The organism is Anaerococcus sp., assembly GCF_022770135.1.
Classification (GTDB): Bacteria; Bacillota; Clostridia; order Tissierellales; family Peptoniphilaceae; genus Anaerococcus.
The window spans coordinates 1-12,653 of the sequence record NZ_JALEIL010000135.1 but is presented as its reverse complement, the minus strand read 5'-3'; the positions used below and the strand labels follow the sequence as shown (position 1 = coordinate 12,653).

The window sequence follows — 12,653 nt, the reverse complement described above, 5'->3', positions numbered from 1 at the left end:
CAAAGGTCAGGAACTAAATTTCCATCCTCATCCACATCGAAGAGTCCATCGAAAACTTGATCCATGATAGTTTTGGTATCTCCTGCAGTAGCATTGAAAGGATCGAGCGAATCGATTTCAGTATACATGGCTACTTTAAGTGGCTTGTCATTAGTTTCGGTATTTTCCTTCTTATCCGCATTGCCGCAGGAAGTTAGCAGAAGTCCTGCTAGGGCAAGGCTTACAAATATGTTTCTCTTTTTCATAATTCCTCCTAGAATTTTTTCTGTGTTGGCAAAGCCTATTCATAATCATATGAGCTAAGCTAAGTAAAATTTTGATCTTAAGACATAAATTCCACCTAGATTGGGGGCATTTAATTACAAAAAATTTTACCAGCACATATCCAACATTCTTTACTACTATTGTAACAAATAGTTAAATTTCTAACAAGATTTTTTCAAAAAAAGAATGAACCGCTAGAGGGTTCATTCCCGAATTATAGTTTATCTTCTACTGATTTGATTTTTTGTTCCATAGAAGCTTTCTTATCTCTCCTATCGTCCATCTTGATTACAGAATACACCCTATCTGCCCCCTTGTCAAAGACAGATTCTTGCATTTTTCTGATAACTTCAAGTGCCTTGTCGGCATCTGCTTCTATCACTGTTCCCATAGGGTTTAGTTTGTATTTCACCCCTTCTGCCATTAGGATCTTCTCAGCTTCTGCTACGTATTTGCTTACTGATGTTTCTTTTGTTCCTATTGGTATTAGACATACTTCTACTAATGCCATTTAGTCCTCCTCGTAAAATCTCTTGTATATTTGATATGCTTGGTAGTGGTCTTCAACTCCTCCAAGCTCCCTTATAGAATGCATGGCCAGGATAGGCTCGCCTACATCTATGCTCTTGATTCCTAAAGTTGCTGCTGCGATTGGCCCAATAGTTGAACCTCCCTGCTTGTCGTTTCTATTGTGGAAAGTTTGGATATTAACTCCCAAGTCCCTTGCGATTTTGATAATCCTCGCCTTAGTCTCTATGCTTGAGGTGTAGGCTCCATTTGCCGCAATCTTAATCACAAGACCCTCATTCATCCTAACTTCATTGGTAGGATCAGAAAATTGAGCGAAGTTTGGGTGAATGGCGTGGGCCTGGTCCGCACTTATCAGATAGGAATTATCGATCGCTATATAATAATCTTCCTCTGTCAATCCAGTCGCAAGGATTAGTCTATTTAGACAGTCTTTAAGGAAGGGAGAAAAGGCTCCGGTCCTAGTCCTTGATCCAATCTCCTCGCTATCATTTAGGATAAGGCAGTTGGTCTTTGTACTTTTACTATCTACAAAGGCCCTAAGGCTTGCATGAACTGATCCTAGATTGTCAATCCTTCCTACTTGGTACATATCATTGATAATAGCACCCTTTTGCCTATCGTAGAGGGCAAGGTCGTAGTCTATTATATCGCACGCCTCAACTTTAAGCTCATCTGCCAAAAGATTTTGGATAAAGCCATCTGCTTCTGCTTTTTCCTTGATGGTTTTAACCAAAGGATAGAGATTGTCTTGGGGATTGATTGCAAAGTCCTTGTTCACAGTCCTATTCATGTGGATTGCAGCATTGGGAATTGTAAGAAGGTCTCTGTCGATATTAATAAGACTTGAACTAAGCCTACCGTCTTTTTCATAGACAACTTTACCCGCAAGAGATAGGGTCCTATCAAGCCATGTAGAATAAATCATTCCTCCATATGCTTCTACATTTAGCTTAAGATAGCCATGAGCCCCGATTTCTGCCTTGGATTTTAACTTAAAGGTAGGAGACTCGGTGTGAGATCCTATAATATCGAATCCATCTCTTAAATCTTCTCCCAAATCTACAGCAAATAGAGCCGTCCCATCACGGACTACAAAGTATCTTCCTGATGGACGGATCTCCCATTTCTCATTTTCCTTAAGCTCATGAAAGCCCTTTTCTCTTAAAATATCCGCTGCGTTTTGTACTGCGTAATAAGAAACTGGACTTTCGTCTATAAATTTTATTAAATCTTTACTAAATTCTAAACTCTTCATACTAATATCATACCCAAAAATATCTTTCCTTCATTTGTAGATAAGATAAGCTTGGTAATTCTAATAATTTTAGTATTTTTCTAGAAAAGTTGATATAAGATTCTTAAAGCCTTCGGGGTCTTTCTTTGAAAACTCGCAGTGGCCGAAGTCTTCTCCTGTATAGATTTCTTTCTTGCTCGATTTTATAGACTCATAGACCTCCCTACCCATATGATAAGGGGTCATAGTATCGACCTTTGAATTTATTACAAGGACAGGACTTGTAATATATGCCTGTCTTGCCCACTTAGTTGAGTCGATATCTTCTAGACTAAAGCCTAATTTCATCTTTAGGAAGATATTTCCCATAAATCTCATAAAACCTTGTGGCACATTTTGTTCTTTCTCAACTTTTGCCAAGACCTTATCTACCATTTCTCTACTATCTCCCAGAGGGCAGTCGAGGATTAGGTAGTCAATATTTGAACTATCCCTACTAGCAGCAATAATACTAGTCGCTCCTCCGTAGGATTCGCCATAAAGGATTATCTTAGAATCAGGATATTCCTGTTTTATGTAATCAATCGCATCCAAACAATCAAAAGATTCAAGGACCCCAAAAGTATTGTAGGGGAGAAGATTCTCTCCAGAATTTCTCTGATCGTAGATTAAAAGAGAGTAGCCTAAATCATAGAAAATCTGTCCTTGAGTATAAAGTGAATATTTAGTCCCTCCCATTCCATGAACCATGACGCAAACGTCCTTAGAATCTGGATTCCTCACAAAAATAGCGGGGATATCGTGTTTATCTTTGCTCGATTTTATCTTAATTTCTTCTATATCTTTTCCTCTAGCAAAATCCTCGTACTGTTCCTTGTAAAGATTAATATTTTCTAAAGTGTCCTCTCTGGATTCAATATTAGTCATCCCATCAAAGGTCGCCTTGCCAATAAAGATAGAAAAAGCGATAAAAAGAATTATGATTATAGATAAAATCACGCCCAGCCCTATTTTAACTTTCTTCCTCATAAGCTCCTCCAAAATAATTCTTATCTATATTTTCTTATATATATTATAGAATATTTTAACTTATATTAGAATATCCAGGAAAACATTTTACATAATCTTTACAAATGAATTATAGGTATAAAAAAGGGGCTGTTGCAGAATGAATAAATAGTACCAATATCATTAGAAGAACCTCCACGGAAAGTCTCAATAAGCCGACGGGCTAATAGCCTACATCAGCCGGCAGGCACCTATCGGCCCACCGGCCACGGGAGGTAAAATTTCCTAAGAGAACCTTCTAACGATGGTACGATGATTATTCATAGTTTTGCAACAGCCCCTTATTTCTTAGTTATTTTTCTTCATAAATCCTTAGCTTAGTCCAACTATATCGATAGCCATCATAGCTTAGATGAATATTACTAGTATTACAAGTGCTTGGAATTTTTTTCTAATACTATAAAAGAATTTTCTAAAAGACTTCCCTCTTCATACCTATTTGAAGTAAGGATGTTAAAATCGCCTAGGTCTATTTGTCTTGCATCCTTTAGATTAATTACAAGCTTGATTTCAGATGATCCATAAAATCTTTCTATAATTAAAAGTCCCTCATCGCTTTTAACTCTTATCCCACCTTCTTTGATTGGTTCCTTGCTTTTAAGGGAGAATATTTCCTTAATCTTTATTATAAGATTTTCCTTCTCACCAAGCCTGTCCCAGATAAAACTCCTCCTGCAATCTGGATCGTAGCCTCCTTCAAGGCCAATTTCTGTCCCATAATACATGCATGTAGTTCCAATAAAGACTGTCATCAAAGCGATCCCAGAAAGAAGCTTATCTTCTGACCCGTCCACTTCTGTAAGAAATCTCAAGGTATCGTGAGTATCGAGGAAGTTTAAGTTCATCCTATTAACTTGGTCTTTATTTCTAACTAGAACCCTATTTAGCCTGAAGGCCATAGCCCTGGCGTCAATTTCTCCCTTGAAAAAATCAAGACTAGCCTTGGTAAAGGAGTAATTCATAATTGAGTCAAACTGGTCTCCCATAAGAAAGCTTGACCCATCGTGCCAATTTTCTCCAAGAATCACGGCATCCTTCTTTAGACCCTTAATTTCTTTCCTAAAGGCCCTCCAGAAATCATGACTAATCTCATCAGAAACATCTAGTCTCCATCCATCAATATCAAACTTTTCTATCCAATATTTTCCAACATCGATCAAATATTTTTGGACCCTTTCGTTGGAAGTATTGATCTTTGGCATGGCTGTGACTTTCGCAAAAGTTTCATAAGTCTTATCCTCATTTATATAGAACCAATCGAAGTAGTCTGAGTCCTTGTACTTTTCCAGAGCATCTTGAAAAATTAGATTGTCCTTACTCATATGGTTGAAAACACCATCTAGAACTAGCTTCATACCCCTAGCATGGATATTATCTACAAGCTTTCTAAAATCCTCCTCATTACCAAAATGAGGGTCGATTTTAAAATAGTCTATTATATCATACTTATGATTAGAATTTGACCTAAAAATCGGGGTCAGATATATAGCATTTACACCCAGATCCTTGAGATAGTCAAGTTTGTCAACTATGCCCAAAAGGTCGCCTCCGGCAAAGCTTGTTGGGCTTGGCTTATCCTCCCAGGCCATGTTGATATAGGAATCATCCTTACTAAAGTTAGCCCTAGCGAACCTATCGACAAATATCTGATAGAAAACAGCCTCCTTCATCCAAGCCACTGTCGGAAAGAGGTCAGCTTCATTAATGTAAGGCATCTGGAAAAAATTATAATAGGCATCAGCTAAGTCATAATTTTCGCTAAGTCCATCTTCACTAAAATAATAATCATTATGGCCATCATTAATCTTAAACACATAGCAAAGCCTTCTATCATCGAGCCTTATTCTTGTTTCATAGTAATAAAAAAGCTCATCCTCATAGGCCACTTCCATCTTAATCTCATTCCAAACGATTGGAACATCAAACTGCCATCCATAAACTAGGTAGGCATCAAGCTTTTCCTTGGCTGTCCTCAATCTAATAATAATTTCATCAACATCAATAGGATTCGCCCATTGACTCTCCATCATATGAAAAACTGCTTCTTTATTCATCTTAACTCCTTATTATGTCTAGCCGGCAAGGGATAATCGTAAGAGCCAAGTAAGCCTATAAGCATTAATCATAATGGCTAAATCTTTGCCGACTTTCAATTTTTTATTATATCAAGTAGATAGGATTTAGTCAAAATATATATAATCCAAAAAAGACTCAAATACGCTTAAGCATACTTGAGTCATAAAATTATTTTTCTTAGTCATTTTTCTTCATAAATCCGTAGATTAGTCCACCCACTACAGATCCAACTAGAACAGCTCCTAGGAAGAGGCCTGCTTGGCTTAGACTTGACATAGCTGGCAAGACGAAGATTCCTCCGTGTGGAGCTGGGGCTGATATGTTAAAGCCTCCTACGATTGCTCCTGCTATGGCAGATCCTATAACGCTTGCTGGGATTACCTTGCCTGGCTCTGCAGCTGCGAAAGGAATTGCTCCTTCTGTGATAAAGCTAAGTCCCAAGATGTAATTGGTAATTGTTGTCTTCTTTTGATCTTCTGTAAACTTATCTTTGAAGAAGGTTGTAGCTATTGCTATTGCAATTGGTGGTACCATTCCTCCAACCATTACAGCTGCCATAAAGGTTCCTATTCCTGTGTCTGTAAAGGCTCCGATTGCAAAGGCGTAGGCTGCCTTGTTGATTGGACCACCCATATCTATAGCCATCATGCCAGCAAGGATTGCTCCTAGAAGAAGCATATTAGCTCCAGATAGGCTCATTAGCCAGTTGTTAATGAAGGTATTGATTCCTGTAAATATTGGATCTATGATAAAGAACATCAAGGCTCCAACTATTAGAAGGCCAAATACTGGATAGATTAGCATTGGCTTTAGGCCTTCGATTGATTTTGGAAGATTCTTGTATGCTTTTTTCATTAGATTTACGACGTAGCCTGCAAGGAAACCTCCGATTAGTCCTCCGATAAAGCCTGCTCCACGGCTAGCCATAAGTCCTGCAACCATACCTGGCATGAGGGCTGGTCTATCTCCAATAGACATGGCAATAAAGCCGGCAAGGATTGGTATTAGGAAGCTAAAGGCATCCCCGCCAAGGCCGTTGAGGAAGGTAAAGGCAAGGGATTCATCTCCAGCGAATCTTTCTACTAGGAAGGAGATTGCCATGAGAATTCCACCACCGATTACAAATGGTAGCATGTGGCTAATTCCATTCATTAGGTCTCCGTAGATCTTTTGCCAGAAGCTTTGGCCTTCGCCATCGTCAGTACTTGTCTTATTTGCTCCTTCTTCTGCTTTAAAGATTCTTCCTTCGCCCTTGATAGCCTTTTCGATTAATTCATTGCTTTTTCTGATTCCGTCAGATACTGGTCTTTGGATAAGCCTTTTGCCGTCAAACCTATTTGTTTCTACTTTCTTATCAGCTGCAATGATTATAGCGTCAGCTTCTTCGATTTCCTTATCTGTAAGTCTATTTTTAATTCCATCAGATCCGTTTGTCTCGACTTTGATTGAAACTCCCGCTTTTTTGGCTGCCTTTTCTAGGGCTTCTTGGGCCATGTAGGTGTGGGCTATACCATTTGGACAAGCTGTTACTGCTAGTAGTTTGATATCACTATTTTTAGCTTCTTCTTCTACTACAGGAGCTTTCTTTTTCTCTGAGTATTTATCGATTATACCGTATACTTCTTCTGGGCTAGAGCATTTTTTAAGATCATCGATAAAGCCTTCTTTCATTATCATTTTTGAAAGCTCGGCTAGGGTTTCTACGTGGAGGTTATTTTCTCCAGCAGGTGCTCCTATGGAGAAGAATATTTCTGTAGGCTCGCCGTCTAGAGCTTCGTAGTCAAGTCCTCCTATTTTTCTCGCAAATAAAACTGCTGGTTCTTTTACAGTTTCGTTTTTGGTATGAGGGATGGCTACTGACTCACCTAGGGCAGTTGATCCTTCTTCTTCTCTTGCTATTAGACCGTTTTTGAAGTCTTCTTTGTCTTTAACATATCCTTTTTCAAAAAACTTTGAGGCTATTTCTTCAATTGCGCTCATCTTGTCATTTGCCTGAAGGTCAAATATCATCAGTTCAGGCTTGAGTAAATCTCTAATTTCCACTTTCCTTTACCTCCACTTTTTCTAAAATCTCATCAATTGTTGCCTTACTTCCTATATCAGGGCTAAAGGCTGTCGCTGTCCCACAAGCAACTGCAAGCTTGTAGGATTCCTTTTTGGATAAGTCATGGCTTAGGCCATATACAAATCCTGCCACCATAGAGTCGCCTGCTCCAACAGAATTTACAAGCTTTCCTTCGATTGGACTTGCCTTAAGGATCCTATCCTTATCTACGAAGATTGAACCTTCTCCTCCAAGGGATACAATCACATTTTCCGCCCCAAGCTCGTTTAGCTTTCTAGCATAGGTGATTATGTCTTCCTCTGTCTTAATCTCAGTTTCAAAAATATTAGCGAGCTCTTCCTTATTTGGTTTTACTAGAACTGGTTTATATTTTAGGTAATCGAGGACTTCCTTATTCGCTATGTCTATTGTAAACTTAGATGAAACCTCCCCAATTACTTTTTTATAAAAATCCTTGTCAAGAGATTTTGGTAGGGATCCTGAGATTACTAAGAGGTCATCTTCTTTGATATCCTTAAGATTTTCAAAAAACTTCTCAACTTCCTCATCTTCTATATGAGGGCCTTCAGCATTGATCTCTGTCTCCTCTTGGTATTTTAATTTTACATTTATCCTAGAATTGCCCTTAATTTCTGTAAAGCTTTCCTTGATGCCTAGCTTTTCTAGTTCATTTTTTATAAAATCTCCAGTAAAGCCTCCGAGAAAGCCAATGTTTACCGGCTCATCTCCCAAGTTTTTAAGTAGCTTTGAGACCATTATTCCCTTACCACCTGGGTACATTTCGCTAGCCTTACTGCGAATGGTCGCCCCATGGGTAAAGTCATCTATCCTCATTATATAATCTATTGATGGATTCGTCGTTAATGTATATATCATCTATCCTCCTCAATTAGTTCTACATCACATCTATCGATAATTTTTGCATGATAGACTTCGTGTTCTTTAGAAGAATCTGCTAGGATGTAGGCCTTATTGGAAAGTTCAATCGCCTTTCTCTTTATCAGAGCCTCGTTTATATCAGCAGTATAAAAATACTCATCATCAAAGCCATTTGCCCCAATAAAGGCTAGGTCAAAATTAAAATCGCAAAGCTCATTCATGGCGATCACTCCAGTGGTGACCCTGGTCCTTGTCTTAAGCTTTCCTCCGATAATTACCGTATCGATTCCTCGCTCCATTAGTTTTGTTACATGCATAAGGCCATTTGTCACAATCCTAATATTCTTTGCCTCTATAAAATCGATCATCACATTTGTAGTAGATCCCGCATCTAAGAAAACCAAGCTCTTGTCTGGGATTAGCTTTGCAGCCTTTCTTCCTATAGATTTTTTCTCTTCTAACATGCTTTGCTCATTATCAGTGAAACTTCTTTCGTCTGTCTTTATATTTAGTACAGCTCCCCCGTGGACCCTCCTTATTTTTCCTGCTTCCTCCAAGATGTCGAGGTCGCGTCTTAGGGTTGACTCACTGACATGTAGCTTCTTAGTCAAATATCTGTTGGATATCTTTTTTTCCTTAAAAAGCACATCCAATATCATATCGAGTCTTTCTTCTACTATCATGCTAATATTATAACATCATTTTCATTCAAAATCAATCATATTCCTTCAGATTCTTTCGCAATTATCTGAATTTGACTAATTTTTTAAAAACACTATAATTATTAAAAGCGTATAAATTCTACATAAGGAGTGAACATGAAAGAACTTGAAGAAAAAATTTTAGAAGAAGGAATCGTAATTGGACCAAATATCCTAAAGGTAGACTCCTTCCTCAACCAACAAATCGACTGTAAGCTTATCCAACAAATGGGCAAGGAATTTGCCGAACATTTCAAGGATCAAAAGATAGATAAGGTTCTAACAGTAGAATCATCAGGAATCGCCCCAGCCCTTGCTACAGCCCTAGAGCTTGGAGTAAAGTGTGTATTCGCAAGAAAGCAACAATCTCTTACAACAGGAGATGATGTTTATCATTCAAGCGTATACTCCTTCACCAAACAAGTTACAAATGAGCTTATAGTTTCCAAAAACTTCATCAAAGAAGACGAAAATGTCCTAATGATAGACGACTTCTTGGCAAACGGCCAAGCAGCTAAGGGCATGGTTGCCCTAGTAAGGCAAGCAGGAGCCAACCCAGTAGGCTTCGGTATAGTAATAGAAAAGTCCTTCTCTGATGGACGTAGCGTAATAGAAAATGAAATGGGGCTAGAAGTATACTCCCTAGCAAGAATTGCAAAACTAGAAGACGGAAAGATTACTTTTGTTGAAGAATAAAATAAGCTGAAAAGGGAGCAAGAAAGCTCCTTTTTTTATTTTTTATCTTTATGCCACTTTTTTGTAAGCTAATTTTAAGATAATTTCTCTATTGTCTCTATGGCTTTTCTTATAAGCGATCTATCACTAACGCCTATATCCTGGTATAAGTTAGTTTCCTTAAGATAGGTCATCTCTGTTTTTCTTTTGTTTTTAGCCGACATGTGGAAGTTTACGATTCCACTTTTCCTATAGATTTCTTTGATATTTGAAGAATTTACGCCAGATCCTGCCATAATTTCGATTTTATCCTTATATTTGTGATTAATCCTTGCTAGAAGGTCTATTCCTTCTATGGCTGTGGCCCTTTTCCCAGAAGTTAAGATTCTCTTTATTCCAATTTCTATCAAATCTTCTATAACTTCTTCTCCATCCTTGGAGTAGTCGAAGGCCCTGTGGAAGGTGACCTCCTTTGGCCTAGAAAGTTCTACTAGTTCTTTGGTTATCTCTAGATCAATCCTCCCATCCTTTAGGAGCATACCAAAGACAAAGCCATCTATATCAAAGTCCTTATAGATTTTAATCTCTTCTTTCATAGTTTCAAATTCCTCATTATTATAGGAAAAATCGTAGGGCCTTGGCCTAATCATTACGAACTTCTCTATATTTTTCTCTTTTGAAATCTTGCTGACAAGCCCTACAGATGGGCTTATCCCATCAAGATCTAGAGCAGAGCATATTTCTACTCTGTCTGCACCAGCAACTTTCGCATTTAAAAAAGATTCGTAGGAATCTATACATATTTCAAGCTTCACGCACTATCCTTTCTCTAAATAAATTTTAATCAGGCTATTTTAGATATATTTATAATCATATCTTACCTATACCCAAATGGAAACAAAAAAAGAAGCCAGATTGCTCTGACTCCTTAACTTTTTATTATTTTCCAGCGTGTTTTGCTGCATTTTCTCCTGCTATTCTTCCGTAAACTGTAATATCAGCCATAGCTACAGAACCAAGTCTATTTTTGCCGTGGATTCCACCTGTTACTTCTCCTGCTGCGTAAAGTCCTTCGATTGTTTCGCCATCTTCTGTTTGAACTTCTGCGTCAGTGTTAATTACAAGACCACCCATTGTGTGGTGAACTGCTGGAGCTGCTTTTAGCATGTAGTAAGGACCTTCATCGATTGTCCAACCTAACATTCTTAGGTTAAATTCTGGATCTTCTTCCTTCTTAGAGTTTTCGTTGAAGGCATTTACTGTTTCTACTAAAGCTTCTTTGTCGATACCGAAGTGATCTGCAAGCTCTTCGATTGTGTCAGCCTTATATAGTAGACCTCTATCATATAGGCTCTTAGCTTCTTCTGGGTTAGATTTCATTGTACCAGTTTTTTCGTTTGATTTTTCATCCCAAATTAGGTAACCAACGTAGTCTGTTTGATCTTTGATAGCCATTGAGATTGCACGTCTTGTGTCAAGCTCTTCTACGAATCTCTTACCTTCTTTGTTTACTAGAAGGGCTCCACCTACAAGTCTTGTGTCTCCACAGTAAAGTAGTTTTCCTGTTTCAACGTCACATACTGGGTAAAGTTGGATCTTGTCCATATCTACAGTATCTGCACCAAGGGCTTGTGCCATTACGATACCATCTCCTGTTGCTCCTGGAGAGTTAGTTGATAGGACGTGTTCATCAACTTCCTTATCATTTTCGTAGCACATTTCAGCATTGGCACCGAATCCACCAGTAGCAAGAACTACTGACTTAGCGTTGATTTCGTAGTTTTTGTCGCTTCCTTCTGCCCTAACTCCGCAAACAACTCCGTCTTTTGTAAGGATTTCCTTAACATCTGTGTTTGTCATTAGGTCGATTCCAAGCTCTTCTGCCTTTGTCTTGTATTTAGAGATTAATTCATTTCCTGTGTGGTTTTTAGGAATGTAAGATCTCTTAACTGAGTGTCCACCGAAGAACATCAAGCTATCTAGCCATTCTACTCCGATGTCATCTCTTAGCCAGTGAGCACCATCTGTTGCCTTGTCAGCTAAAACTTCGATAAGTTCCTTGTTTCCACCAGCTTCTTCAACGTCTTTTGCGAATTGTTCTTTACTATCTTCGATTCCTTCTTTTTCTTGAAGTTCGTTAGCTGGAGCTGCGTATTCTCCACCAGAAATTAGGGTATTACCACCAACTTGGCCGAGTTTTTCAAGAAGTAGTACATTAGCACCTGCTTCTTTGGCAGTAACTGCAGCAGCAAATCCTGCTCCACCACCACCTACAACTACAACATCATAGTCTTTTGTCTCTGTTTCCTTGTTAGCTTCGTCGCTTTCCTTTTCGTAAAGCTTAAGGTCACGACCGCTTTCTTCTATAGCAGCCTTTACTGCTTCGATTAGGGCAGTTGATGTAACTGTAGCTCCTGAAACAGTATCTACATTTATAGATTGCTTATCTACTATTTCTTTTACGATTTTATCAGCTGCTTCGTCTCCTAAGCCTTCTGTTTCCTTATGTACTAGATCAATTGAAGCTATCTTGTCTCCCTCAAAATTAACTGTAGCTTCTATGTCTCCGTTATGTCCTGCTTCTGTCGCCTTAAAGCTTTCTGCCTTAGTATTCTCTTCCTTAGCAGTTTCTTCCTTAGCTCCATCCTTATTATCAGCTGTATTGTTGCCACATGCAGTAAAAAGCATAGCTGCCGATAAAAGAATTGGTAAAATTTTATTCTTCTTCATATTTCCTCCCTTTTTTGTACTGCCTATAAATAATAACAAATAATGATAATGTTTGCAAGTCCTTGAAATAGCGGAGTAAAGGGATTTTTATAAATATAAGTAGGCCTTGAATATAAGTCATGATTAGAGGTTTTTATTAATATATTGAGAATAATTTTACAATAAACTTTTCTCTTATCCTTACTCTAGTTAGAATACTAACAATGTAACTTTAAGAAAATATAAATTTATACAAAGTAAATCCCCTCCATCTATTTCTAGACTTTGGGGTTGGCTTTAATAATTAACTATAACATCGACTTGTTCTTCTAGGACGTCCTTGTTGTGCTTGGTCTCTGATGAGTAGGCGAAGATTAGGCCTTCGTCGTCGATTTCTAGTTTTTTCATAATTTGTTTGATATGCTTTTGGATTTGGCTTTTCTTGATCTTG

Annotated in this window: 10 protein-coding genes and 2 pseudogenes; 1 reads left to right on the top strand and 11 read right to left on the bottom strand. The window is 38.2% G+C overall.

Annotated features, from left to right (window positions below):
* From MRZ08_RS07040 to MRZ08_RS07005, 8 genes and pseudogenes are all read right to left on the bottom strand, one after another.
* Window positions 1-245 (bottom strand): annotated as a pseudogene (locus tag MRZ08_RS07040) (ABC transporter substrate-binding protein); the annotation flags it as partial.
* A gap of 233 nt (window positions 246-478) precedes the next feature.
* On the bottom strand, window positions 479-775 hold the full coding sequence (locus MRZ08_RS07035; protein WP_297381032.1) for an MTH1187 family thiamine-binding protein: 297 nt from the start codon (window positions 773-775) through the stop codon (window positions 479-481).
* The gene (locus MRZ08_RS07030) at window positions 776-2,050 is read right to left on the bottom strand and encodes a M18 family aminopeptidase (protein ID WP_297381030.1); all 1,275 of its coding nucleotides are present in this window, start codon (window positions 2,048-2,050) and stop codon (window positions 776-778) included.
* Between the two features lie 69 nt (window positions 2,051-2,119).
* Window positions 2,120-3,058 carry an alpha/beta fold hydrolase gene (locus tag MRZ08_RS07025; RefSeq protein ID WP_297381027.1) on the bottom strand — a complete coding sequence of 313 codons (939 nt, stop codon included), beginning with the start codon at window positions 3,056-3,058 and terminating at the stop codon, window positions 2,120-2,122.
* Between the two features lie 407 nt (window positions 3,059-3,465).
* The gene (locus tag MRZ08_RS07020; protein ID WP_297381024.1) at window positions 3,466-5,151 is read right to left on the bottom strand and encodes a glycoside hydrolase family 13 protein; all 1,686 of its coding nucleotides are present in this window, start codon (window positions 5,149-5,151) and stop codon (window positions 3,466-3,468) included.
* Window positions 5,152-5,350: 199 nt separating this feature from the next.
* Window positions 5,351-7,216 carry a fructose-specific PTS transporter subunit EIIC gene (locus MRZ08_RS07015; protein ID WP_297381020.1) on the bottom strand — a complete coding sequence of 622 codons (1,866 nt, stop codon included), beginning with the start codon at window positions 7,214-7,216 and terminating at the stop codon, window positions 5,351-5,353.
* Window positions 7,206-8,114, bottom strand: coding sequence for a 1-phosphofructokinase (pfkB, locus tag MRZ08_RS07010; RefSeq protein ID WP_297381017.1), 909 nt, complete (start codon window positions 8,112-8,114; stop codon window positions 7,206-7,208). Before pfkB ends, MRZ08_RS07015 begins: the two co-directional genes overlap by 11 nt.
* Window positions 8,111-8,800: a DeoR/GlpR family DNA-binding transcription regulator gene (locus tag MRZ08_RS07005; RefSeq protein WP_297381014.1), complete on the bottom strand. Its 690-nt coding sequence runs from the start codon at window positions 8,798-8,800 to the stop codon at window positions 8,111-8,113. The genes pfkB and MRZ08_RS07005 overlap by 4 nt, the downstream gene beginning before the upstream one ends.
* 135 nt (window positions 8,801-8,935) lie before the next feature.
* Between MRZ08_RS07005 and MRZ08_RS07000 the strand changes: the two genes are divergently transcribed.
* Window positions 8,936-9,514: a xanthine phosphoribosyltransferase gene (locus MRZ08_RS07000; protein WP_297381011.1), complete on the top strand. Its 579-nt coding sequence runs from the start codon at window positions 8,936-8,938 to the stop codon at window positions 9,512-9,514.
* Between the two features lie 74 nt (window positions 9,515-9,588).
* On the opposite strand, the gene MRZ08_RS06995 is transcribed toward MRZ08_RS07000, so the two are convergent.
* The 3 genes and pseudogenes from MRZ08_RS06995 to MRZ08_RS08090 all read right to left on the bottom strand — a co-directional run.
* Window positions 9,589-10,308 (bottom strand): copper homeostasis protein CutC, encoded by a 720-nt coding sequence (locus MRZ08_RS06995; RefSeq protein WP_297381008.1) that lies wholly within the window; start codon window positions 10,306-10,308, stop codon window positions 9,589-9,591.
* A 124-nt stretch (window positions 10,309-10,432) separates the two neighbouring features.
* Window positions 10,433-12,223 carry a flavocytochrome c gene (locus tag MRZ08_RS06990; RefSeq protein ID WP_297381006.1) on the bottom strand — a complete coding sequence of 597 codons (1,791 nt, stop codon included), beginning with the start codon at window positions 12,221-12,223 and terminating at the stop codon, window positions 10,433-10,435.
* 276 nt (window positions 12,224-12,499) lie between these two features.
* Window positions 12,500-12,653: pseudogene (locus MRZ08_RS08090) on the bottom strand (YihA family ribosome biogenesis GTP-binding protein); the annotation flags it as partial.

Bases quoted from the DNA above. Each gene is read 5' to 3' on its own strand.
- MRZ08_RS07035 (WP_297381032.1), bottom strand. From the start codon at position 775: ATGGCATTAGTAGAAGTATGTCTAATACCAATAGGAACAAAAGAAACA.
- MRZ08_RS07030 (WP_297381030.1), bottom strand. From the start codon at position 2,050: ATGAAGAGTTTAGAATTTAGTAAAGATTTAATAAAATTTATAGACGAA.
- MRZ08_RS07025 (WP_297381027.1), bottom strand. From the start codon at position 3,058: ATGAGGAAGAAAGTTAAAATAGGGCTGGGCGTGATTTTATCTATAATC.
- MRZ08_RS07020 (WP_297381024.1), bottom strand. From the start codon at position 5,151: ATGAATAAAGAAGCAGTTTTTCATATGATGGAGAGTCAATGGGCGAAT.
- pfkB (WP_297381017.1), bottom strand. From the start codon at position 8,114: ATGATATATACATTAACGACGAATCCATCAATAGATTATATAATGAGG.
- MRZ08_RS07005 (WP_297381014.1), bottom strand. From the start codon at position 8,800: ATGATAGTAGAAGAAAGACTCGATATGATATTGGATGTGCTTTTTAAG.
- MRZ08_RS07000 (WP_297381011.1), top strand. From the start codon at position 8,936: ATGAAAGAACTTGAAGAAAAAATTTTAGAAGAAGGAATCGTAATTGGA.
- MRZ08_RS06990 (WP_297381006.1), bottom strand. From the start codon at position 12,223: ATGAAGAAGAATAAAATTTTACCAATTCTTTTATCGGCAGCTATGCTT.